At 64.2% G+C, this 20,786-nt stretch carries 25 protein-coding genes and 1 tRNA gene; 8 read left to right on the top strand and 18 right to left on the bottom strand.

What is annotated here, in order from left to right; all coding sequences use genetic code 11:
* Nucleotides 1–85: 85 nt before the first annotated feature.
* A complete protein-coding gene (arcA, locus tag RhoFasB10_RS23860) occupies nt 86–1,366 on the bottom strand; it encodes an arginine deiminase (protein WP_167678937.1) in 1,281 nt (426 codons plus the stop codon).
* 43 nt (nt 1,367–1,409) lie between these two features.
* Here arcA and soxR point away from each other — a divergent pair, with 43 nt between their 5' ends.
* Complete coding sequence (soxR, locus tag RhoFasB10_RS23865; protein ID WP_068423929.1) at nt 1,410–1,868, top strand: redox-sensitive transcriptional activator SoxR; 459 nt, start codon at nt 1,410–1,412, stop codon at nt 1,866–1,868.
* Here soxR and RhoFasB10_RS23870 read toward each other — a convergent pair.
* Nucleotides 1,863–2,693 (bottom strand): SDR family oxidoreductase, encoded by an 831-nt coding sequence (locus RhoFasB10_RS23870; protein ID WP_068423927.1) that lies wholly within the window; start codon nt 2,691–2,693, stop codon nt 1,863–1,865. The genes soxR and RhoFasB10_RS23870 overlap by 6 nt on opposite strands.
* A gap of 81 nt (nt 2,694–2,774) precedes the next feature.
* Here RhoFasB10_RS23870 and RhoFasB10_RS23875 point away from each other — a divergent pair, with 81 nt between their 5' ends.
* Together RhoFasB10_RS23875 and RhoFasB10_RS23880 are read left to right on the top strand one after the other, a co-directional pair.
* The gene (locus RhoFasB10_RS23875) at nt 2,775–3,374 is read left to right on the top strand and encodes a sulfite oxidase-like oxidoreductase (protein ID WP_068424031.1); all 600 of its coding nucleotides are present in this window, start codon (nt 2,775–2,777) and stop codon (nt 3,372–3,374) included.
* A gap of 4 nt (nt 3,375–3,378) precedes the next feature.
* Nucleotides 3,379–4,092: a ferredoxin reductase gene (locus RhoFasB10_RS23880; protein WP_068423925.1), complete on the top strand. Its 714-nt coding sequence runs from the start codon at nt 3,379–3,381 to the stop codon at nt 4,090–4,092.
* On the opposite strand, the gene RhoFasB10_RS23885 is transcribed toward RhoFasB10_RS23880, so the two are convergent.
* From RhoFasB10_RS23885 to RhoFasB10_RS23900, 4 genes are all read right to left on the bottom strand, one after another.
* On the bottom strand, nt 4,089–4,259 hold the full coding sequence (locus RhoFasB10_RS23885; protein ID WP_165839545.1) for a hypothetical protein: 171 nt from the start codon (nt 4,257–4,259) through the stop codon (nt 4,089–4,091). The two genes, RhoFasB10_RS23880 and RhoFasB10_RS23885, sit on opposite strands and share 4 nt — an antisense overlap.
* A 48-nt stretch (nt 4,260–4,307) precedes the next feature.
* On the bottom strand, nt 4,308–4,970 hold the full coding sequence (locus tag RhoFasB10_RS23890) for a ScbR family autoregulator-binding transcription factor (RefSeq protein ID WP_240931434.1): 663 nt from the start codon (nt 4,968–4,970) through the stop codon (nt 4,308–4,310).
* Between the two features lie 203 nt (nt 4,971–5,173).
* Entirely contained in the window at nt 5,174–5,608 is a 435-nt protein-coding gene (locus RhoFasB10_RS23895) for an effector binding domain-containing protein (protein WP_068423920.1), read from the bottom strand.
* Nucleotides 5,605–6,060, bottom strand: a complete 456-nt coding sequence (locus tag RhoFasB10_RS23900) for an effector binding domain-containing protein (RefSeq protein WP_068423918.1) — start codon at nt 6,058–6,060, stop codon at nt 5,605–5,607. The genes RhoFasB10_RS23895 and RhoFasB10_RS23900 overlap by 4 nt, the downstream gene beginning before the upstream one ends.
* A gap of 147 nt (nt 6,061–6,207) precedes the next feature.
* Here RhoFasB10_RS23900 and RhoFasB10_RS23905 point away from each other — a divergent pair, with 147 nt between their 5' ends.
* Nucleotides 6,208–8,394 (top strand): MMPL family transporter, encoded by a 2,187-nt coding sequence (locus RhoFasB10_RS23905; protein ID WP_167678939.1) that lies wholly within the window; start codon nt 6,208–6,210, stop codon nt 8,392–8,394.
* A gap of 359 nt (nt 8,395–8,753) precedes the next feature.
* Here the strand turns inward: RhoFasB10_RS23905 and RhoFasB10_RS23910 are convergent.
* The 5 genes from RhoFasB10_RS23910 to RhoFasB10_RS23930 all read right to left on the bottom strand — a co-directional run bounded on the left by RhoFasB10_RS23910 (nt 8,754) and on the right by RhoFasB10_RS23930 (nt 12,913).
* A tRNA-Ala gene (locus RhoFasB10_RS23910) sits at nt 8,754–8,829 on the bottom strand.
* A 102-nt stretch (nt 8,830–8,931) separates the two neighbouring features.
* Nucleotides 8,932–9,726 (bottom strand): gephyrin-like molybdotransferase receptor GlpR, encoded by a 795-nt coding sequence (gene glpR / locus RhoFasB10_RS23915; protein ID WP_068423914.1) that lies wholly within the window; start codon nt 9,724–9,726, stop codon nt 8,932–8,934.
* Nucleotides 9,727–9,948: 222 nt separating this feature from the next.
* A complete protein-coding gene (locus RhoFasB10_RS23920; RefSeq protein ID WP_068423912.1) occupies nt 9,949–10,596 on the bottom strand; it encodes a GNAT family protein in 648 nt (215 codons plus the stop codon).
* 81 nt (nt 10,597–10,677) lie between these two features.
* Nucleotides 10,678–11,937, bottom strand: coding sequence for a gephyrin-like molybdotransferase Glp (gene glp / locus RhoFasB10_RS23925; protein ID WP_068423910.1), 1,260 nt, complete (start codon nt 11,935–11,937; stop codon nt 10,678–10,680).
* Between the two features lie 34 nt (nt 11,938–11,971).
* Complete coding sequence (locus RhoFasB10_RS23930; protein ID WP_068424029.1) at nt 11,972–12,913, bottom strand: UTP--glucose-1-phosphate uridylyltransferase; 942 nt, start codon at nt 12,911–12,913, stop codon at nt 11,972–11,974.
* Between the two features lie 95 nt (nt 12,914–13,008).
* Between RhoFasB10_RS23930 and RhoFasB10_RS23935 the strand changes: the two genes are divergently transcribed.
* From RhoFasB10_RS23935 to RhoFasB10_RS23945, 3 genes are all read left to right on the top strand, one after another.
* The gene (locus RhoFasB10_RS23935; RefSeq protein WP_222634637.1) at nt 13,009–13,587 is read left to right on the top strand and encodes a 5-formyltetrahydrofolate cyclo-ligase; all 579 of its coding nucleotides are present in this window, start codon (nt 13,009–13,011) and stop codon (nt 13,585–13,587) included.
* A gap of 143 nt (nt 13,588–13,730) precedes the next feature.
* On the top strand, nt 13,731–14,063 hold the full coding sequence (locus tag RhoFasB10_RS23940) for an FmdB family zinc ribbon protein (RefSeq protein WP_084423665.1): 333 nt from the start codon (nt 13,731–13,733) through the stop codon (nt 14,061–14,063).
* Nucleotides 14,064–14,151: 88 nt separating this feature from the next.
* Nucleotides 14,152–14,805 carry an SAF domain-containing protein gene (locus RhoFasB10_RS23945; protein ID WP_167678941.1) on the top strand — a complete coding sequence of 218 codons (654 nt, stop codon included), beginning with the start codon at nt 14,152–14,154 and terminating at the stop codon, nt 14,803–14,805.
* Here the strand turns inward: RhoFasB10_RS23945 and RhoFasB10_RS23950 are convergent, their stop codons facing one another.
* Together RhoFasB10_RS23950 and RhoFasB10_RS23955 are read right to left on the bottom strand one after the other, a co-directional pair.
* Nucleotides 14,806–15,531 (bottom strand): MspA family porin, encoded by a 726-nt coding sequence (locus RhoFasB10_RS23950; RefSeq protein WP_084423658.1) that lies wholly within the window; start codon nt 15,529–15,531, stop codon nt 14,806–14,808.
* Between the two features lie 51 nt (nt 15,532–15,582).
* Nucleotides 15,583–16,251, bottom strand: a complete 669-nt coding sequence (locus RhoFasB10_RS23955; protein ID WP_167678943.1) for an MspA family porin — start codon at nt 16,249–16,251, stop codon at nt 15,583–15,585.
* A 217-nt stretch (nt 16,252–16,468) separates the two neighbouring features.
* Here RhoFasB10_RS23955 and mscL point away from each other — a divergent pair, with 217 nt between their 5' ends.
* The gene (gene mscL / locus RhoFasB10_RS23960) at nt 16,469–16,951 is read left to right on the top strand and encodes a large conductance mechanosensitive channel protein MscL (protein WP_068423902.1); all 483 of its coding nucleotides are present in this window, start codon (nt 16,469–16,471) and stop codon (nt 16,949–16,951) included.
* An 83-nt stretch (nt 16,952–17,034) separates the two neighbouring features.
* On the opposite strand, the gene RhoFasB10_RS23965 is transcribed toward mscL, so the two are convergent.
* From RhoFasB10_RS23965 to RhoFasB10_RS23985, 5 genes are all read right to left on the bottom strand, one after another.
* Nucleotides 17,035–17,340: a hypothetical protein gene (locus RhoFasB10_RS23965; protein WP_167678945.1), complete on the bottom strand. Its 306-nt coding sequence runs from the start codon at nt 17,338–17,340 to the stop codon at nt 17,035–17,037.
* A 162-nt stretch (nt 17,341–17,502) separates the two neighbouring features.
* A complete protein-coding gene (locus tag RhoFasB10_RS23970; protein ID WP_240931435.1) occupies nt 17,503–18,120 on the bottom strand; it encodes an MspA family porin in 618 nt (205 codons plus the stop codon).
* A gap of 319 nt (nt 18,121–18,439) precedes the next feature.
* Complete coding sequence (locus RhoFasB10_RS23975; protein ID WP_167678947.1) at nt 18,440–19,198, bottom strand: MspA family porin; 759 nt, start codon at nt 19,196–19,198, stop codon at nt 18,440–18,442.
* A gap of 151 nt (nt 19,199–19,349) precedes the next feature.
* Complete coding sequence (locus RhoFasB10_RS23980) at nt 19,350–19,781, bottom strand: hypothetical protein (RefSeq protein ID WP_167678949.1); 432 nt, start codon at nt 19,779–19,781, stop codon at nt 19,350–19,352.
* Nucleotides 19,782–19,944: 163 nt separating this feature from the next.
* Nucleotides 19,945–20,616, bottom strand: a complete 672-nt coding sequence (locus RhoFasB10_RS23985; RefSeq protein WP_167678951.1) for an MspA family porin — start codon at nt 20,614–20,616, stop codon at nt 19,945–19,947.
* Nucleotides 20,617–20,786: the final 170 nt, after the last annotated feature.

Raw genomic sequence — 20,786 nt, forward strand, 5'->3', positions numbered from 1 at the left:
CGAGCCCCAACCCAACAGAACCCAGAACAGCATCCGCACCTCATGGGTGTACACCGGACGTCCCATCGCAACCATCCCCCAATGATCAGGCACGTTGCGATGACTGCTTGAGACCGCCTACATTCGCACTCACGGGCGGCGAAGCCGCACTGTCCCGCGCAATCGGGCACGACATACAGCGCGGCCCACCTCGACCGGACCCGAGTTCCGACCCGCTGATCGTCAACACCTCGATTCCCGACGCGGCCAGCCGGGCATTCGTCTCCACGTTCCGCTCGTAGGCGACGACGACGCCCGGCGCTAGCGCGAGGGTGTTGTTCCCGTCGTCCCACTGCTCGCGTTCGGCGGTGACGTGGTCTAGTCCGGTGTCGATGACGCGGAGCTTCTCGATGCCCATCGCGTCGGCGGCGGCGGCGAGGAACGGGTCGGCGCCGCGGATGCGGACGCCATGGCCTTCCTTTCGAATCGTGAACGCGGACAACGTGTCTCGGATAGCCGGGTACATGACGACGGCGTCGGTGTCGACCATCGTGCACACGGTGTCCAGATGCATGGACGCACGCTCCTGCGCGATGGGCACCACCAGCACCGTGTGCGCCAGATCGTCCTCGAAGAGGCTGCGCGCCAACGCTTCCGCGCCCGCAGGCGTCGTCCGCTCGCCGACGCCGACGGCCACCACACCCGGCGCCAGCAGCAGCACGTCGCCGCCCTCGACCGGCGCGGTGCGCGACTCGTACGCCCGACGCACCCCGAGAAAACGCGGGTGGAACGCGTAGATCAGATCCGTCAGCGACGTCTCCCGCAACCGAGCGGGCAGCGCGAGCGACGTGATGGCCACCCGGTTGCGGATCCAGAACGACGAGTCCCGCGTGAACAACAGATTCGGCAGCGGATCGATGACGAAGTCGGCGCCGTGATGCATACGTCGCACCAACGAGGATCCGCCCACCTCGGGCACTCCGGTCTCGGCGGCAAGCAGTTCGTCGAACGTCATGCCGGCCATCAGGACCTTGGCCAGCTCGGGTGCAGGGACGCCGCGAAGGTGAACGCTGAGGTCCTGTGCAAGAGCCCGGCCCAGTTTGCGCTCGTCGACCGCGGCAGAGATTCCCTGCATGCGCGCGGCACCGCTCGCCGTCAACGTCTCGGTGAGCAGATCCGACAACAACAGCACCTCGACGCCTCGGCCCCGCAGCAGTTCCGCGAACGCGTCGTGCTCCTCCTGCGCCCGGTCGACCCACGGCACACCGTCGAACAGCAGTTGGTCGTTGTTGCGCGGGGTGAGGCGGCGCAACTCGTCGCCCGGTCGATGCAACATGACGGTGCGCAGCGTGCCGACCTCGGAATCGGCGCCCAGTCGATCAGTCATCGTTCAATGATGCGCCTTCGGCGCGCTGCGTACTCTCGTCACCATGCCGATGCCCGAATGGAACGTCCGCGAACTCACCCCGGGACAGCTTTCCGATCGCAGCGGAGTTGCCGTGTCGGCGCTGCATTTCTACGAGAAGCAAGGGTTGATCAGCAGCAGACGGACGTCGGGCAACCAGCGTCGCTACCCGCGCGAGACGCTCCGGCGTGTCGCGTTCATCCGCATCTCGCAGAAGGTCGGCATTCCGTTGGCCGAGATTCGCGACGCCCTCGCCGAGCTTCCGGAGGAGCGCACGCCGACGAAGCGAGATTGGGCCCGGCTGTCGGGCCGCTGGCACGACGACCTCGAACATCGCATCGCGCAACTGATTCGGCTGCGCGACGACCTGACCGGCTGCATCGGCTGTGGCTGCCTCTCGCTGACCAGCTGCACTCTCGCGAATCCGCAGGACGAGTTGGCGCAATCCGGACCGGGCGCACGTCGACTCGATGTGGATCTATAGCAGTTTGCTGAACTGATCGTTCGCCTTCTGCAGCACGAACTCGTACGGCGGCGCGAACTTCCGAGCCCACCAGTACCCGAACCTGATGTCGTTCGACGAGTACACGAGATAACGGTTCTTGTAGATGCCCTTCAGAATGGCCTCGGCCACCTTGTCCGGTGTGACAGCACGCTTTTCGAAGCGGTGCTGCAACTTCTTCACCCGCGGATCGTCGCGGTCCACGCCCGCGATCTCGACGGTGTCGACGAGCCCGGTCTTCACTCCACCCGGCACGACGAGGCTGACGCCGATGCCGTGCCGCTTCATGTCGTACCGCAACACTTCCGACGCACCGCGCAGACCGTATTTGCTCGCACTGTAGGCCGCGTGCCACGGCAACGGAATGAGTCCGGCCGCCGACGACACGTTGACCAGATGCCCACCGCGTCCGGCGTGGATCATCGGTGGCAGGAAGTTCTCCATCACGTGGATCGGGCCCATGAGGTTGACGTCGACCATGGACTTCCACTGCCGATGCTCGAGATTTTCGACAGTCCCCCACGCCGACACTCCCGCGATGTTCATGACGACATCGAGGCTGCCTGCCGCGTCGTGCACCTCGGTCGCGAACGCGGTGACGGCGTCGTAGTCGGAGACGTCGAACGCCTGCGACATCGCTGCGGCGTTGCCGACGGCCGCGACCGTGTCCTTCAGCGACGCCTCGTTGATATCGGTCAGATACAGCTCGGCGCCCTCGTTCGCGGCGGCAAGCGCGGTGGCACGGCCGATCCCACTGCCCGCCCCGGTGATGAACGTCTTCTTTCCGCGTAGATTCGTGATGGTCATCGGGTGCTGGTCCCCCCACATTCGAAGATCGATTCCCTACTGCACGATACGCGGCAGTCACGCGGCACCACCGGAGGTTTCATGGCAATCGTCTCGAAGGGGTTCCACGGCAAGCGCCGCGGCAACGACGGCCGTACCCCACCCGGTCAGCATCTGACGACGGATTTCCCTGTGTTGTCGGTCGGTCCGACGCCGCGGGTCACGACGGACCGTTGGGAATTCGCGATCGTCACCGAGCGTGGCGAGACGCATCGGTGGAACTGGCAGCAGATGCGCGCGCTGCCGAACGAGAAGCCGGTGGTGGACATCCATTGTGTGACGACGTGGTCCAAGCTCGACACTCGTTGGCGCGGTGTGTCGCTCGATACGTTGTTTGATGGAATCGACACTGCAGCAACGCATGTCATGGCAAGCAGCTACGACGGTTACACCACCAACCTCCCGTTGACCGAATTACGCGGTGGCAGAGCATGGCTCGCGTTCGAGTACGACGGCGCGCCGCTGCGGCCCGAACATGGCGGTCCTGCACGACTTCTCGTGCCACACCTGTACTTCTGGAAGTCCGCCAAGTGGGTGAGCACGCTGACGCTGATGGTGCGCGACGAGCCCGGGTTCTGGGAACGCAACGGCTATCACGACTACGGCGATCCGTGGCAGGAGCAGCGGTATCAGGGAGACTGAACGCGTGAACTGGCTCGTCGCTACCCTGACCGACAGAACGACCGAAACGCCCACCTCGACAACACTGACGTTCGATGTCGACGGGTGGCCCGGCCATCGGCCCGGCCAGCACGTGGATGTCCGCCTCACCGCCGAGGACGGCTACAGCGCGCAGCGCAGCTACTCGATGGCAACACCCGCCGACGGCAGTACCGTCGTGCTCACCGTTCAGACCGTCGACGACGGCGAGGTCTCGCCGTACCTCGCCGACGTGCTGGAGGTCGGCGCACAGGTCGAACTGAAGGGGCCGATCGGAGGCTGGTTCGTCTGGGACGAGGCCGACGACGCACCGGTGCTGTTGATCGCAGGCGGGTCCGGCATCGTGCCGTTGATGGCGATGATCAGAGCGCGTCGCCGGAGCGGTTCCACCGCACCGTTCCGACTGATCTACTCGGTTCGCTCACCCGCGGAGGTGATGTACGCGTCGGAACTCGCATCGATGCAGGCGGGAGTGGAGGTAGCCGTCCGCTACACGCGTGAGGATCCGAACGGCCATCCGGGACGGCTCACTCCCGACGCGATCGCATCGGGCGGCTGGTCACCGGACATCGCCCCGCGGTGTTTCGTCTGCGGCCCGACAGGGTTCGTCGAGATGGTCGCCGACGTCCTCGTCACGCAGGGACATATGCCGTTCAGGGTCAAGACCGAGCGTTTCGGCCCGGTCGGAATCGCACGCTAGAGCCGCCTGCTCATCTCTTCTCGATACTCGGCGACAGTCCGTTCGATGCTGTCCGCATCCTGGTCGGCGCCGCGCTTACGGGCGTCGTCGGCACGGCTCTGAAGTGTGCCGATTGCCTTGCGGAGTTCGGCGTCGGACATCCTGTGATTCACTGCTGTGTGCTCCATGTCACACAGTGTCCGCCCGACGCCGACTCCCCGCAAGGAGGGTGAGAACTAGGCGTCGACGGGCGACGTCGCCATCTCGGCGGGCACGAAGCTGGACAGGCTGCGAGCCGCGAATTCCCGGAAGTATCCGAGCTTGTTCGGCGGAACGAGCGACGGCAGCACGGTGTGCCAGACCTTCTCCATGCGCGACGGAGCCGTCTCGAGCGTCGACTGAGCCTCGGACACCATCAGCACGCCGGCGAGCATCTCGCAGACGAGCAGTGCAGCATTGGAGGAGTCGAGGTGATCGGCGACGTCACCGTGTTCGATGGCACGGTCGAAGAGGTGCTCGAAGATGTTCCCCCACGTTCCGAACACGCTGCCCCGCGCGGTCTCGGACCCGTCGATCTCCATCTGCAAGCGGTACATGACGCGCACGAGGGGGTCGGAGGCGGCCAGTTCCAGCACCGAGTACGAGATGCCGATGACCGATTCGAGAGCAGGCGAGCGGCTGTCGACCAGGCCCGCGCATGCCGTCGAGACACGCTCGTGTCCCTCGTCGACGATCGCCTTGGCCAGTTCTTCCTTGGACGCGAAATGGAAATACAGCGCACCCTTGGTGACACCGGACTGCGCGGACACCTGACTCAATGTCGCATTTGCATGACCTACTTCGAGAAAGAGATCGGCTGCCGCGCGCAGCGCTGCCGCACGTGTCGCTTCTGCCCTCAATTGCCTAACCATGTAGCTTCACCCCTGCTCAGTTGCCTGTTTGACACCGACGCCGACCAGCTGTGATCAGTGGTGGCCTGGGCGAATCCGTGGGCTCGAACTTCGCCGCACCTACCGTCTGTCCGGTTGCGCGAGATAATACTAACTGCAACGAACCACTCTTCGTGATCCAGAAGTGACATTCGGTCGGCATAATCGCCGCTTCACATAACGATCGAAATAAAAAGTTCCACTTCGCCGGAATTTGTAACGACCTCGATGTCCTCTTTGTACGCGCGGAATATCGCACCCGATTCCGTCGCTTCCTCGGCCTGCGCCCACACGTCCTGGATCGGGTCGCGCAGGGTGCCACTCGGAGAGAAGACGGCGTACACGCCGCTCGGGACCTCGACGAAGACGTCACCGATGGGCACGTCGCCGGGAGACAGATGCTTGACCGCCACGACCGCGTTGTAGACGCCGTGTGCGTCGGGCACGAAGACGGTGCTGACCACGATGTCGTCGGCCGAACGCTCGCGGATGCGCTCACGGAGGAATCGGATCAACTCGCTGTTGCTCACCTCGGCGCCGGGGGTGATGCGTGGCGCGACCAGGCCGCCGAACAACTCCGCGGACCGCGCGGTCACTCGGTGCGTCACGCGTTGAATCCTGTCTGCTCGATCGACAGGTACAGATCGATCTTGTACGCGTGCGGGTAGTACTCGTAGTCCGCGGTGAAGGTACGGGTGATCTCGCCCTCCTCCTCTGCGTGATCGATCTGCTTCCACAATCGCGTCATGATGTCGGGGAAGTGGCCGACCGACGAGAACTTTGCGTACTTGGCACGCGGAACCTTGGCGACGAGATGCCCACGCGTCACCTGGCTCAGCGCAGAACATCGATAGCCGACGATCTGCGTGTTGTACGAACCGATTCCGGGCGCGAAGTCCGTGTAGATCGACGCCAGCGGTCCCGGGATCTCCTGGTTCAACACCGACGACCACGCCGCATCCAAATTCGGATCGTTGAGTCTTCCCAGAGCCCGCTTGGGGCTACGAACCGGAAGACCGGCGACCCACGTTTCCTCGAGGTCGACAATCTCGAAAGCCATTCACACTCCACGTAGCGGCCAGTTGCGTACTTCTCACGAATGCTACCGGGATGCTCACCCCGTCGTTCCCATCACCCGCGCGATGTCACCGTGGTCTACTTGGCCAGCGACTTTTTCGTGTGCATCAGGCATCCGAGGAGAACGACGATGGGTCAGACGGCGAAGCTTCTCTCCCGGTGGCCGGTCTTCACCGTCGTCGCACTCGCGGTCGCGGCCCTGCTGCTCGGCGCATTCGGCGGCACCTACCAAGGCAAGCTCGGCGAGGTACAGAAGAACGACAACGCGTCGTACCTTCCGGGGTCGGCCGAATCCACCGTCGTCGCGAATGAGTCGACGGCATTCCTGTCGGTTCAATCCATCCCCGGATTCGTCCTGTTCGATCGTGATTCCGGACTGACCGACGACGACAAGCGCGCGATCGAGGACGCGCGTCGGCAGATCTCGGGCATCGACGGGGTCGACGGCAAGGGCATGACGCCTCCCCAGTACTCCGCGGACGGACAGACCGCCGCGCTCTACGTGCCGCTGGTGGCCAAGGCCGACGGCGTCGACGTCAGCGGCGACGCCCTGGCCGCCACCGAGGAAACCGTCGTCGACACTGCCCGCGGGGCCGTCCCCGACGGCGTCGACGTCCTTCCGGCCGGCCCCGGTGGCCTGCTCGTGGCGTTCATCGACGCGTTCGCCGGGCTCGACGGCGCCCTGCTCGGTGCGGCTCTCCTGGTCGTTGTGCTGATCCTGCTGGTGGTCTATCGCTCGCCCGTGCTCTGGGTCTTTCCGATCCTGTCGGCTGTGCTCGCGGTCGGGTTGGCGTCGGTGATCATCTACTACTTGGCCAAGCACGACGTCCTGACGCTGACGGGCCAGAGCCAGGGCATTCTCTTCGTCCTCGTGATCGGCGCGGGGACCGACTACGCGCTGCTGCTGATCGCGCGGTATCGAGAAGAACTACACGCGTATCCGAGCAGGTTCGACGCGATGGCCAGGGCGTGGAAGGAGTCGGCGCCCGCGATTCTCGCGTCGGCGGGAACGGTGATCATCGGCCTGCTGTGCCTGATGTTCTCCGAGTTGAACTCCAACAAGAGCCTCGGACCCGTCGCGGCGATCGGCATCGCGTGCACCGTCCTGGTGATGATGACGTTCCTGCCGGTCGCGCTGTCCCTGTGCGGCCGTTGGGTGTTCTGGCCCCGCCGCCCCGACGTCGACGACAGGACCGATCTCGCGACGCACGGGCTGTGGGGACGCGTCGCCGCCGCGGTCGAACGCAGACACCGGCCGGCATGGATCGGCGCGACGGTTCTGCTTCTACTGTGCCTCGTGGGCATCACCAGCCTCGACACCGACGGCCTGACGACGACCGAGAACTTCACGAACGAGCCGGAGGCCGTCGTCGGTCAGCAGTTGTACACCTCGAAGTTCGACCCAGGCACCGGCGCACCCGCAGTGATCGTCACCTCTCAGGATTCGGCCGACGACGTCATCCGTGCCGCAGAACGAACACAGGGCGTAGCACAGGAACCCGGATCCGTCTGTGTGCAAGTCGATTTCGCGAAGCTGGCCGATCTGATCGCGACGGTCGGTCCGGCGGCACTGGCCGGCCAGACGGGGTGTCCGCCCCCGTCTCTGCAGGTACAACCGGTCGACGGACGAATTCTGATCAACGCGACGCTCGCCGACGCGCCCGATTCCCCCGCGGCCTTGGACACCGTCGAACGACTGCGGGCGAATCTCCACGGGATCGACGAGACTCTCGTGGGCGGCAATTCGGCTGCGACGGTCGACGTGCAGGCGGCGTCGGTGCACGACCGCAATCTGATCATTCCCATCGTGCTCGTCGTCATCTTCGTCGTGCTGTCGATCCTGTTGCGCGCGTTGCTGATTCCGCTGATTCTCATCGCGACCGTCGTGCTGTCGTTCGCGGCGACTCTCGGCGTCAGCGGTTGGATGTTCTCGCACGTGTTCCACTTCGCGGGCGCGGACCAGTCGTTCCCGTTGTTCGCGTTCGTCTTTCTCGTCGCACTCGGCATCGACTACAACATTTTCCTGATGACGCGTGTGCGCGAGGAGACCCTCGGGCACGGCACGCGGCCCGGCATCCTTCGCGGACTCGCAGTGACGGGTGGCGTGATCACGTCTGCGGGCGTCGTCCTGGCGGCGACGTTCGCCGTGCTCGGGGTACTTCCGCTGGTCTTCCTGGCCGAGATCGGGTTCGCAGTGGCGTTCGGCGTTCTGCTGGACACCATCGTCGTGCGCAGCATTCTGGTGCCTGCGCTGTCCTACGACATCGGCCGGGCGATCTGGTGGCCGTCGGCGTTGGCTCGTCGCGAGTCGCCCTAGCGCTGGGACACACCACCAGAAGTTCTTTTGGGCATAGTGCTATCTCCCAATCGTCAAGAATTCACCCGAAAACCTCTGACGCAGTCTTCTTCGGTCCGGTATCAATACCTGTGGTTGAGCAGCACTGTCGGGCACAACCGGTTTGCACACTCCCTCCACCGAAACAAGGGGTTTTCCGAAATGGATCTCGCAACCTTCATCTCCAGCATTCTGTCCACCGGAAGCACCACGGGAAGCTCCGCTTCCGACATTCCTCTGATCGAGCTCCTCGGCGCCCTCGGATCGGGATCCGCTTCCTGATCCTGCACACCGAACGAAACAAGGCCCGGTCGACAGTGTCGACCGGGCCTTGTTCTGTGTGGTGGAGCTGAGGGGAATCGAACCCCTGACCTTCTCGATGCGAACGAGACGCGCTACCAACTGCGCCACAGCCCCTCGCGGTCGGTGAACCGCGCTGCGCAACAGTACCAAAGCACTGCTCGATCCACGAAACCCGGGGTCGCCTTCGTCGACGTAGCGACGGCACTCCTACCGGAATCACGCCCCCGATGCGCGGCGGATGTCGTCGTGCACCGGAGCGGACTGCTGGAACGGCTCCTCGTAGTGATCGAGGTGGTCGAATTGCGGGTCCTCGTCGTCGATTTCGAGAACGACGGCCCCTGGCCGACGCAGACGCTGCGGCACGAGCCTGAGTTCCTCGTCGGTGCGAGACTCCACGCCGAGGCGCGATCGACCCATTCGGTTCATACGTCGACGGCGGATCTCCTGTTCGATCTGCACCTGGCGACGGAGGTAGTACATGTATCCGGCGAGGGCGACGACGGTCAATCCGCACACCCACCACAACATCGACGAGACGATGACGGCCAGGGCCCCCGACGCGATGATCGCGAAAACCAGTCCGAGAACGGCACGTTGGCGGAACGAGTATCTGGCGGCCCGGGCGATCGCGTCGGCTTCGGGGTCGAATCCACCGCGTCCGCGGCGGTTCGGAACGTAGGCACGCTCGTCCACGTCGCCCCGATCGGTGTCCTCGGCTTCTGCGTGAGTGTCCATCGGGTCCTCCGCGTCGATTCTCGGTACGGTGCGCCCGAAGACGACGCTGGCGGGCGCCGACACTCGCTCGTCGTATTCGGGTCGCCAATCTGGGTCGCTTGCATGCCCTACGGCGGGACCGCGGGCGGGCTTCTTGCTGCCGCCGCGATGCAGAACCCGTGTGGCGAGCGCCGCGTCGGACGTCTGCATGATGCGCGGCCGCTTGCTCATCATCATCGGGAGCAGCACGAACAGCCAGATGGCGACCAGACCGATCCAGATGATCGAGTTGGGCATTCCGGCGTTCCTTCCTGTTCGTCGGCTGCGACAACGGTGACCTGATCAGGCTAGGCGGCTACACCGGCGGAACCGGGTAGACGCGCCGACCAGAACTACACTCACGTCACTTTAGTCACATCAGTCTCGAGCCTGCAGTGTCAGGCGGCGCCCGGTGGGCGTCGTGTCCCACTCGGGCGCCGCAGACGTGGAATTCCTGACGACGCGGTCGCTGGTGGGACGTCAGGCCCAGGCAGCTCTGCCCGTGCGCACCAAGCGATCCGCGACGGTGGCCTGAACCTCGTCGACGGTCATCGCGACGAGAAGATGGTCCCGCCACTGGCCGTCGACGTCGAGGTACCTGCGCAGCAGTCCTTCCTCGCGAAAGCCCACGTTGCGCAGTACGGCTTGGCTGGCCAGGTTCTCGGGACGCACCGTTGCTTCGACGCGGTGCAGTCCGACGGCACCGAAGCAATGGTCGAGCCCGAGCGCCAAAGCTGCTGTCGCAACGCCGCGCCCGTTGACTTCCTTGGCGACCCAGTACCCGATCCACGCCGAACGTAACGCGCCGCGCACGATGTTGCCGACGGTGATCTGTCCGCAGAACTCGCCGTCGATTTCGATGGCCATCGGGATCATGTGCCCCTTACGTGCTTCGGACTTCAGCCCGGAACACAGTGCCGGCCACGACGAAATGTGGTGGCGCGCTTCCCACGAACCCTCGCCGGTGGGTTCCCACGGCTCGAGGTGTTCGCGGTCGCCGAGCCGCAGGCGACTCCAGGCGGCCGCGTCGCGCAGACGTACGGGACGCACGGTGACGACGCCCGCAGCAACGGTGAGGGGTCCAAGTTTCGCGGGCCAACCAGGGTGGCTCGACCACGTGCGCGGCATCAGTCGATATTAGGCGCTCCGCCCACGTGCGTAGAAATGTATAGCCCGCTACACATTCGCGCGCACGTGCGACGCAGTCGCCTACCCCCGCTGCGCGAGGAAGGACACGTCCACTTCCTCACCCGTACGCACTTCGGTGACGTCCGGGTCGATGACGACGAGACAGTTCGCTTCGGCGAGCGTCGCGAGCAGGTGCGACGACGCCCCGGGCGCCCCGCCGAGTGCTTGGACGAGATATTCGCCGGTGGCCTCGTCGCGCATGAGCTGTCCGCGGAGAAAACCCTTGCGGTCCTCGATCGACGTGATGGGCGCGACGGTTCGCGCAGTGACGATGCGGCGCATGGGCTGTCGCCGTCCGAGCGCGATTCGGATCAGCGGACGCACCATCACCTCGAACACGACGAGCGCGCTGACGGGGTTCGCGGGCAACAGAAACGTCGGCACTTCGTCGCGACCCAGTTGTCCGAAGCCCTGCACGGATCCGGGATGCATCGCGACGCGCTCGACTTCGAGATCGCCGAGGTCCGAGAGTGCTTCTCGGACACCGTCGGACGCGCCTCCGCCGACAGCGCCTGCGATGACGACGATTTCGGACCGAATCAGTTGACCTTCGACGACTTCGCGCAGTCGCTTCGGATCGGTACTGACGATGCCGACGCGGTTGACGTCGGCACCGGCGTCACGTGCCGCTGCGGCGAGTGCATAGGAATTGACGTCGTAGACCTGGCCCGCGCCGGGCGTGCGATCGATGTCGACGAGCTCGCCGCCCACCGAGATGACCGACAGCCTCGGCCTCGGGTGCACGAGCACCTTGTCCCGGCCGACGGCGGCGAGCAGACCCACCTGCGCCGCACCGATGATGGTTCCCGACCGCACTGCGACGTCGCCGGGCTGGACGTCGTCACCGACCTTGCGGACGTAGTCGCCCGATCGCACCGGCCGGAACACCTTGACGCGCGCATGGCCGCCGTCGGTCCGATCGAGCGGCAGAACCGCGTCGGCGAGCGTGGGCAGCGGGGCGCCGGTGTCGACGCGCACTGCCTGACGCGGCTGCAACCGAATCGGTTGCCGCGAACCCGCGGTGACCTCGCCGACGACGGGCAACGTCAGGTCGATGCGCTCGTCGTCCTCGTTGCGCAGATCGGTGCCTGCTGCCGAGACATCGACGCTGCGGACCGCGTAACCATCGATTGCAGCCTGATCGAACCCGGGCAACGGCCGCTCGGTGACCACTTCTTCCGCACAGAGGAGACCTTGCGCTTCGGAGATCGCCACCCGAACCGGTCGTGGAGCTACCGCCGCAGCGGTCACCCGGGTCTGCTGATCCTCAACCGAGCGCAATGTGGCCCTTCCTCTATCCGGTCATACGTCGGGCCTACTCGTAGCTGGTGAGCTGCGGCGCCCAATCGTCGCTCAGACGCTCGGTCAGCCACTCACGCAACGCAGGCCCGTAATCGTCACGTTCGAGAGCAAAGTCAACCGCAGCACGAAGATATCCCCCGGGATTTCCGAGGTCGTGTCGGGATCCTCGATGCACGACGACATGAACCGGGTGGCCCTCGGAGATCAGCAGCGCGATGGCGTCGGTCAGCTGCAGCTCGCCGCCCGCGCCGGGCTCGATGCGTCGCAACGCGTCGAAGATGGCTCGATCGAGCAGGTAGCGACCCGCTGCGGCGAACAGCGACGGCGCTTCCTCGCGCTTCGGCTTCTCGACCATGCCGGTGACCTTGAGCACGTTGGGGTTGACGGCGTCCGGAACCGTCTCGACGGAGAAGACACCGTACGACGACACGTTCTCCTCGGGAACCTCGAACGCGCACAGCACAGTTCCGCCGCGCTTGGCCCGCACTCGCGACATGACGTCGAGGACGCCGCGTGGGAGAACCAGGTCGTCGGGAAGCAGAACGGCGACGGCATCCTCGTCGTCGTCGAGGACTTCCTCGGCGCAGGCGACGGCGTGACCGAGTCCGAGGGGCTCGTTCTGCACGACGGATTGGACGTCGAGCAACGCGGGTGCGACGCGTACCTTCTCGAGCATCTTGAGCTTGCCGCTGGCCTCGAGCTTGGTTTCGAGAACGAGGTCTTCGACGAAGTGCGCGACGACGCCGTCCTTGCCCGGCGAGGTGACGATCACGAGGCGTCCGGCACCGGAGTCGGCGGCTTCACCGGCGACGAGTTCGATTCCCGGTGTGTCGACGACCGGCAGCAATTCTTTCGGAACCGTTTTCGTTGCAGGCAGAAAGCGAGTTCCCATTCCTGCTGCAGGAACGATCGCCGTCCGAAAATGGCGTGCTGCTGCTGTCGCGGCTTCTGTCATGCTGCCCACCCTATCCATGGTCCCTGCGGATCTGCTCCGCATGTTCTGACGCTTCCCTGCTTGCCTAAACTCGAATCCATGTCTCTGGAGACCCCGTGACGCCGATTTCGAAACAGGAATGGCGCAGCCGAATACTGGCCTCTCGCCGCACTGTCGAAGCCGACGTTCGCGTCGCAGAATCATTGAAACTTTGTCATGCCGCAGCCGATTCGGCGCGACGAACCACCGCGGTGGCGGCCTACGTGCCGGTCGGCAGCGAGCCCGGTTCACTCGATCTGCTCGACGCGTTACGCCGAGAATCGAATGAGGTTCTGGTGCCGGTCGCACGTGAACCAGGGCCGCTTCACTGGGCAGAGTACACAGGCCGAGACAGCCTCCGATCCGCTCGGTACGGATTGCTCGAACCGACCGGAGAAATACTGGACCCAGGGTCGGTGAGCAGGTGCGATGTCGTGTTCGTGCCCGCTCTCGCGGTGGATCTTCGGGGCGTTCGCTTGGGCCGCGGCGCGGGGTTCTACGACAGGACGCTCGACCTCGTCGGACCGGGCGTTCCGATCGTGGCGGTAGTCCGAGACGGGGAGTTGGTCGACGAATTGCCGGAGGAACCGCACGATCGTCGCGCGACGCATGCGCTCACGCCGTCGCGTGGACTCGTGACGTTGAGCAAGGAATAGCCGACCGAATCGCTGTGTTGGCAGTCTTGACTGTAGAGTGCTAATGCTCTTGCAGTTTTCAGCAGTTTTTCGGCACACCATGGTCTCGACCGAGTAAGGCGACGTCTCCTTGGTGACCAGTGGACCAGCGCGGAGGAACATCGATGCCCACCTATTCGTACGCCTGCACCGAGTGCGACAACCGATTCGACATCGTGCAGTCGTTCAGCGACGACTCGCTGACCGTCTGCCCGCAGTGCAGCGGCAAGCTGCGCAAGCTCTTCAACTCGGTCGGCATCGTGTTCAAGGGCAGCGGCTTCTACCGGACCGACAGCCGCGGCGGATCGAGCACGGCCAGCGAGAGTGCAGGCGAGTCCAAGAGCGACAAGTCGAGCACCAAGACCGAGTCGACGACGTCCACCAGCACTTCCTCGACATCGAGCACGTCGTCGAGTTCGTCCTCGTCGACGACGTCCACAGCTGCTGCCAGCTCGTAGATTTTCGGCTTTGTCCACAGGCCCCGGCTATCCACAGCCGGGGCCTGTGGCGGCTCTTGGGGGTCCGCTCCCCCGCTAGCGTGACGCCATGCCTCAGCGATCATCGCGACTCGACGCCACTCTGCTCGATCGGCTTCTGCTCCGACCTGGCTGGACCCGGACTGCGACGGCTCGTCGCATCGTCGCGGGAGTACTCGCGCTCGTCGCGGTTGTCCTGTTCGTGAAAGACGCGTCCGCGAGTGATCAGGTGGCCGTCGTCGTGGCCGCTCGCGATCTCGCGCCGGGTGAGCCACTGACCGAAGCCGACGTCCGTATCGCCGAATTCGACCCCAGTTCGACGCCGTCCGGCGCTCTCACCGACGTCGCCGACGCGACGGATCACACCGTCGCAGGTCCGATTCGTGCCGGCGAGCCACTCACCGACGTCCGGCTGCTCGGTTCCCGGCTCGCCGGGGCCGCGCTGGGCACAGCCGACGCCAGGATCGTTCCGATCCGACTCACCGACGCAGGCGTGACGGATCTGCTGCGTGAGGGCGACACCGTCGACGTCCTGACCGTCGGCAGCACCGAGGATCAGGCAGCACGGATTCTGGCGACGCGATCGGTCGTCGTACTCGTGTCACCGAAGGACGCCCGCGAGCGCGGCAGCGATCGCGTCGTGCTGATCGCGATGCGTCCCGACGACGCGACGACCGTGGCCGCCGCGTCGTTGGTCAGCTCACTGACCGTGACACTGCACTGATCAGCCGATGCTGAAGGGCTGTCCCCACAGCGTGACGGTCGACGTCACGGTCGGCGTCTCGATGGTGACGTCGACGTACGAGCGGGCTTCGGCGAACCCGGCACAGCCTGCGACGCTCAGGGTCTCGTCGGCGTAGGTGAATCCGCCGCCGTTGCCGTCGAACGAGAAGGAATTGTCGACCTGGGTGGCGACGTCGACGCCGTCGATCGTGGCCGTGGTCTCGTCGCCGACCAGTTTGACGTCGTTCAGCTGACCGGGAGCGAGGTCGAGGTAGACGCCTGCACCGATGTTGTAGGTGTTCGGCTGGGTGCGGTCGATGCTGAGCGACAACGGGTTTCCGGGATCCATCTCCACGGTGTTGCCCTGTCCGAACGATGCGCCGGCGCCGCCGCCGATGCCTGCACCGAAGTCGACCTGGCATCCGACGAGGAATCCCGGCTCGATCTTTCCGCCGGTCGCGTTGGACGTCTCGACCGTGTAGTTGCCCGTGACCCAGACGTTGCGCTGTGTCGGGGTCGCGCTCATCGACGGCGAGATGAGTCCGCTCTGGCCGAAGCCCTTGACCGTGACGGTCGTGCCGTCGATCAGGGTCTTGCTGATCTCGTTGTCCGGCAGCGGTACGAACGTGTCGGCGCTGGCCGCACCCGCGGACCAGAAACCGATCGCGACGGCACCCACCGCACCGACGGCTGCCATACGAACAGCCGCAGTCTTGTTGTTCTTCAACGTCTTTCCATCCCGTCGTGAGGTTCGTGCGAAGTCTGGGGAGCGCATCGATCAGCCGATGCTGAACGGCTGGCCGTACAGCGTGCCCTTGTAGCGGTAGTTTCCGGTCAGCTCGAGCGTGGTGTACGCACGAGCCTGTGCGTATCCGCCGCAGTTCTGCACGGAGATGCCGACGTCCTGGTACTGGATGGCCGTCGTGGGGCCGGTGACGTCCTTCGACGCGATCTCGACGGCTGCGACCTCACGGTCCTGCAGCGGGATGTTGAACTCCGCGTCGCCTTCGATGGTGTTCTCGGTCCAGCCGGCGCCGCCGATGAGGAACGGGATCGGGAACAGCGTGACGATGTTGGTGTTGCCGCCTTCGATGCCCGCGCCCGCTTCGAGGCCGAGTTCGAGGTCGGTCATGTCGAGCTGGCAGCCGACGAGGTAGCCGGTCTTCAGCGTGCCCGTCGAGCCTGCGGGGACCTCGGCGAGAGCGGTGCCCGTTGCCCATGCGTTGCGGTTCAGACCGTTGAACGCGATCTGCGGGGCGACCTTGGCGGACTCGTCGAACCGGGCGATCTTGTACGGACCCGCGACCTTTTCACCACCCGGCAGCGGGACGAAGGTTTCGGCATTGGCCGCACCCGGCGACATCAATCCGACGGCTACTGCCGCTGCCGCACCGATCGAGGCCAGGCGGCCGAACCTGCGCAGCGCCGACGAACGAGACTTTCCCATGGTTCCCCTTAAAAGCACGACTCCGACTACCTCGAACCGAGAAACGAGGCACATTCTCCCGGGGAAGGATACGGGACGAATGCCTCACAGTCATTGACAAGAGTCCTTTATTTTTGCTGTATCCGGGAAATACATACATTTCCAAGCATCCTCACGTGGGCTAGCCTCGTGGGGAGCGTCAACATCTCGTCCGCACCATCGACATCCGGGAGGGTTCATGCTCAAGGGGTTCAAGGATTTTCTGCTTCGCGGAAACGTCGTCGACCTCGCCGTCGCAGTGGTCGTCGGTGCAGCGTTCACAGCCATCGTCACCGCGTTCACCAACAACATCGTCAACCCGCTCGTCGCAGCGATCGGCGGGTCGAACGAATATGGCTGGGGCTTCCAGATCACCTCCAGCCCAGAGACTTTCATCAACGTCGGCGCAGTCGTGACCGCGGCGATCAACTTCATCATCATCGCCGCCGTCGTCTACTTCGTCCTCATCCTTCCGGTCAACACCGCGAAGAAGCGCTTCGTCAGCCAGCCGGAGAAGGAACTGAGTGACGTCGACGTCCTCGTCCAGATCCGGGATATCCTGGCCGGCGGCACCGACGTCGGACGGAAGCTGTCGACGCCTGCCGACGACACCGGCGGCAGCGGCGAGGCCATCGGGGACACCGACGGTTCGGCGCCCAGCGGTCAGCACGCGAAGCCATAACTTTCGACGGAATCCAAAAAGCCCGCTTTCCCGTATTCACCGGGAAAGCGGGCTTTTCGTTCGAAATACTTTCCTGCGGGGGTTCAGTCGTCCTCTTCGATGCCGCATCGGACGCCTAGAAGGATGGTGAACTCGCCTTCGAACTCGTTCTCGAAGTCCGGCGGCCGCGTCGTAGGCGACTGACTCAATACCGTGCATTCATCACCCCCACCGATACGCGTGCTGACCACACCTTGATAGTCGGCCACCGCCAGCGTTCCGATGGCGTCATCCAACTCCATCCCCACCACGTACGGAGGTGGGCCGGTGGGCACAGCCTGAGCCACCCCACTCACCCCCAGCGCCAGCAACGCTGCCGCCCCCATCGCAAAGACACCCTTGTTCCACATCGCAGCCCCCTTGTCCGACGGACTGCGTGCGCGGCCCGGAACACGAATTCGTGCAATCTCGATTCACTCTCGCGCAGATCGAGTCCGTGCACAAAGGGCGAAAGACCCGTTTCCGCACTTGAAACGGAAACGGGTCTGGTCGAGCACAGCGCCGGGCGCCTACTAGTTGAGCCGCCACGGCGCGCCGTACGACACCACGGTGCTGCCGCTCGATGACACTGCCTTCACGTAGGGGCGCACAGTCACGTTGCCCAGAATTCCCGTAGCGGTCCCATGGACGTTCGCGAACTGGATTTCTGTGAGTTCTCCCGACGCTGATCCCGACGCCACCTCGACCTCGGTGACGCCCGGCCCCGGAGCGATTGCAGCATTGAAGCCGACCGTCGGCGCCGAGATGACCACCTTGGGCTTCACCGCGGAATCGATTGTCACCGTCGCCTCTGGTGTCTCGAACTCGAACGTCACCGAACCACCCAAGCTCATCGGATACGCAATCTGATATCCAGCACTGACAATGCCGTCGAAATCGACTGCGCTCGGGCCGGTCACCGCTACCGAGGCTCGTCCGTTGTGGAACCACTCGCGGGTTAGAGGACTGCCGTCAAGCGGCGCAACGCCATTGATGAACGTGTCCAGCTGCGTCACCTCGATGGTATTTCCGCTATCGGTGATGCCATTGACGCTGTCGACGCCGGCCTGCGCAACGCCCGCTGTCGCGAGAGCTGCGGCAAGTGCAACGACGCCGCCGCTCAGCATGCGACGGCCAATCCTGGGAACCATGTCTGGACCACTCCTTCTCTCCCGAAGCGCAAAATCGCCTCGGAGCAGAACATCGCGCGACGACAGCGAGATGCCTTTTGTTTACCTCGTATTCGAGGGCGGAGTAACCATAACCTAACCTAACTCGGTTCCTGTGAGTCAGCTAAGTGACCTGCACCACTTCTCGGAGTTCCAGGGGGCGGCCCGGGAAGTGTTGCGTAGCAACTGTTTTGTGCGACGCTTTCGCTCCTCGACACGACGAGAGCCCGTCGGCACCGAAGTCGGTGCCGACGGGCTCTCGTGTGCGCGTCAGCGAACGCGTCTAGATCTCGGGCGCTGGTCAGCCGAGGATCTGCGGGTCTCCATACGAGACAACGGAGCTACCGTCGTCAGCGGTGACCTTGACGTACGGGCGGACCGTCAGGTTGCCAAGCACGCCGGTCGCGGTGCCGTGGATGTTCGAGAACTGCAGCTCGGACAGCGCACCCGAAACATCACCGGTAGCAACCTCGACCTCCTGGGTACCGGGGCCGGGCGCGATGTTCAGCTGGCCGCCGGCTTGGGGAGCCGTTGCGACGAGCTCGTTCTCGATGGTTGTCGTCGTGACGGTGGCGGGCGCGTCGCCTTCCGTGCCGTCACCCTCCGTGCCGTCACCCTCAGTGCCGCCGTCACCCTCAGTGCCGCCGTCACCCTCGGTGCCGTCGCCATCCGTGGTGTCATCTTCGGAGTCGACTTCTTCGGTCTTCTGCGTAATCGTGGTAGATGCCTGAGGTGTCTTGAACGAAATGTTCAGCGAGCCACCGATGCTCATCGGGTACGCGAACTGGTATCCGACACTGACGGTTCCAGAGAAATCGTCCGCTGCCGCGACCGAAATGCGTCCGTTGTGGAACCATTCACGGGTCAATGGGCTGCCATCGAGCGGGACCACGCCGTTGATGTACGTGTCGGACTGCGTCACCGTCACGGTGTTTCCGCTTCCGTCTACGAACGAGTCGACGCGGTTGACATCCGCTTGCGCGACACCGGATCCGAGCACCGAGGCCATGGCTGCCGCAGAGACAACCGCTACCGCGCGCGAGCGCGCACCGATCTGCATGTTCAAAACACCCCTCACGTCCCGGACATCAACATCCGGTGTTCGAAACGGCCGCCATCCGAGAGCGTAGCCGACTTTAGATTACCTCAAGTTAGAGACTTGATTACCATACCCTAGAGACGGCCGAAATGGCGCGCTAGGTCCGATTAGTTCAGTTGAATTTCTGCAGCGGGAAATCTGCCAGAGTAATTGTGGCGCCTTCACTTTCACATGCCGCCGCGACGGCGTTGGAGTTGTCGACGAACGCCTGGCCGGACTCGCTGTCAGCTTCGGTCAATTGCAGAGAATCTACTGGCAAATCGGAAACTACCGCATTGATCTTCGATTGGACATCGCCGCTCGCTTGATCCGCAAGCGGTGAGAATTCGGCGCTCGCGGCATCCTTGTCGGCAGTCCATTTCTCGACATCGCCGTCTGCTGGGCCTGACGTGGTGAGCTCGGTGAATTCATTGTAGGCGGAGGCGAATTGCGTGCATGCTTCCGAGTTTGCACCTGAACCCGAGTCACCGGCGGACTCGCTGCTGCACCCAGCAAGCGCAAGCAGAGCCGAAACAGCAACTACAGGAATCAGTGTGGAGCGCATTGAATATCAGCCATTTCTCGCATACTCGAGCTTGGGAGCTCGGCGGGCGGTTCTGGAACAAGAAGATCGACATGCAAATCGGGCCCGACCGGAGCGATCCGGTCGGGCCCGATTCCATTCAACGGCAGTGCGTTGAGTTCAAGCTGTTTTCAACCGACCGAAATCAGTTGAAGGTCCACGGCTGGCCGTAAGCGACAGCAACATCACCGGTCGAGCTGGTGAGCTGGACGTACGGGCGAACGCGGACGTTGCCGAGAATACCGGTCGCGGTGCCGTGTGCGTTGGCGATCTGGATGGTGCCCGAAGCGCCTTCCGCGTCACCTTCGGTGCCCTGGACGTTACCGGAAGCGGCGACTGCGTCGACGATACCGGGTCCGGGAGCGATCTCTGCCTCGAATCCTGCCTGCGGGAGGATGTCGCTGATTCCGGCCTCGACGCCATCACCATTGAGTGTCAGTTCGAGAGACGGCGTGGAGTAGCCGAAGGTGATGGATCCACCAAGGCTGGCCGGGTAGCCGACCTGGTATCCCATGACGACCGTGCCCTCGAAGTCGTCGGCGTCAGGTCCGGTGACGTCCCAGCCTGCAACGCCGTTGGCGAACCACTCACGGGTGAGGGGGTTGCCGTCGAGCGGCGCAACGCTGTCGATGAAGGTGTCGGACAGCGACACGGTGATCGTGTTGCCGTTGGCATCCACAACCGTGTTGGTGCTGTCGACTGCGGCGGACGCGGTACCGGTACCGAGCACCAGGCCGGCAACCGAAGCGCCGGCAACAACCGTCGCGCCGATGGACTTCAGTCCACGGCTGCGCCGCGGCTTCTGGATCTCCGTCATTTAAATCCTCATCATGTTCAGTCCCAAGCGCGTTCGCACGGGAAGCTTGTGGCTTGCACCCTCGAGGCCAGTCGGCATGTTGCCGAAGGTTCCCGAGCAGAACTAGATCCTTGGGATCACGTTCGTAAGTAGTCCCGACACAGGGGCTCGGAGCGTGTGTTCCACGCCCT

The organism is Rhodococcus sp. B10 (assembly GCF_011770055.1).
Taxonomy (GTDB): domain Bacteria; phylum Actinomycetota; class Actinomycetes; order Mycobacteriales; family Mycobacteriaceae; genus Rhodococcoides; species Rhodococcoides kyotonensis_B.

What these genes read in the sequence shown, in the direction of transcription:
- glpR (WP_068423914.1), bottom strand. Translation starts at nt 9,726, where the DNA reads ATGCCCAACTCGATCATCTGGATCGGTCTGGTCGCCATCTGGCTGTTC.
- arcA (WP_167678937.1), bottom strand. Translation starts at nt 1,366, where the DNA reads ATGACTGATCGACTGGGCGCCGATTCCGAGGTCGGCACGCTGCGCACC.
- RhoFasB10_RS23955 (WP_167678943.1), bottom strand. Translation starts at nt 16,251, where the DNA reads ATGGGAAAGTCTCGTTCGTCGGCGCTGCGCAGGTTCGGCCGCCTGGCC.
- RhoFasB10_RS23940 (WP_084423665.1), top strand. Translation starts at nt 13,731, where the DNA reads ATGCCCACCTATTCGTACGCCTGCACCGAGTGCGACAACCGATTCGAC.
- RhoFasB10_RS23870 (WP_068423927.1), bottom strand. Translation starts at nt 2,693, where the DNA reads ATGACCATCACGAATCTACGCGGAAAGAAGACGTTCATCACCGGGGCG.
- RhoFasB10_RS23930 (WP_068424029.1), bottom strand. Translation starts at nt 12,913, where the DNA reads ATGACAGAAGCCGCGACAGCAGCAGCACGCCATTTTCGGACGGCGATC.
- RhoFasB10_RS23875 (WP_068424031.1), top strand. Translation starts at nt 2,775, where the DNA reads ATGGCAATCGTCTCGAAGGGGTTCCACGGCAAGCGCCGCGGCAACGAC.
- soxR (WP_068423929.1), top strand. Translation starts at nt 1,410, where the DNA reads ATGCCGATGCCCGAATGGAACGTCCGCGAACTCACCCCGGGACAGCTT.
- RhoFasB10_RS23900 (WP_068423918.1), bottom strand. Translation starts at nt 6,060, where the DNA reads ATGGCTTTCGAGATTGTCGACCTCGAGGAAACGTGGGTCGCCGGTCTT.
- RhoFasB10_RS23905 (WP_167678939.1), top strand. Translation starts at nt 6,208, where the DNA reads ATGGGTCAGACGGCGAAGCTTCTCTCCCGGTGGCCGGTCTTCACCGTC.
- RhoFasB10_RS23920 (WP_068423912.1), bottom strand. Translation starts at nt 10,596, where the DNA reads ATGCCGCGCACGTGGTCGAGCCACCCTGGTTGGCCCGCGAAACTTGGA.
- RhoFasB10_RS23945 (WP_167678941.1), top strand. Translation starts at nt 14,152, where the DNA reads ATGCCTCAGCGATCATCGCGACTCGACGCCACTCTGCTCGATCGGCTT.
- mscL (WP_068423902.1), top strand. Translation starts at nt 16,469, where the DNA reads ATGCTCAAGGGGTTCAAGGATTTTCTGCTTCGCGGAAACGTCGTCGAC.
- RhoFasB10_RS23970 (WP_240931435.1), bottom strand. Translation starts at nt 18,120, where the DNA reads ATGGTTCCCAGGATTGGCCGTCGCATGCTGAGCGGCGGCGTCGTTGCA.
- RhoFasB10_RS23975 (WP_167678947.1), bottom strand. Translation starts at nt 19,198, where the DNA reads ATGCAGATCGGTGCGCGCTCGCGCGCGGTAGCGGTTGTCTCTGCGGCA.
- RhoFasB10_RS23980 (WP_167678949.1), bottom strand. Translation starts at nt 19,781, where the DNA reads ATGCGCTCCACACTGATTCCTGTAGTTGCTGTTTCGGCTCTGCTTGCG.
- RhoFasB10_RS23885 (WP_165839545.1), bottom strand. Translation starts at nt 4,259, where the DNA reads ATGGAGCACACAGCAGTGAATCACAGGATGTCCGACGCCGAACTCCGC.
- RhoFasB10_RS23965 (WP_167678945.1), bottom strand. Translation starts at nt 17,340, where the DNA reads ATGTGGAACAAGGGTGTCTTTGCGATGGGGGCGGCAGCGTTGCTGGCG.
- RhoFasB10_RS23985 (WP_167678951.1), bottom strand. Translation starts at nt 20,616, where the DNA reads ATGACGGAGATCCAGAAGCCGCGGCGCAGCCGTGGACTGAAGTCCATC.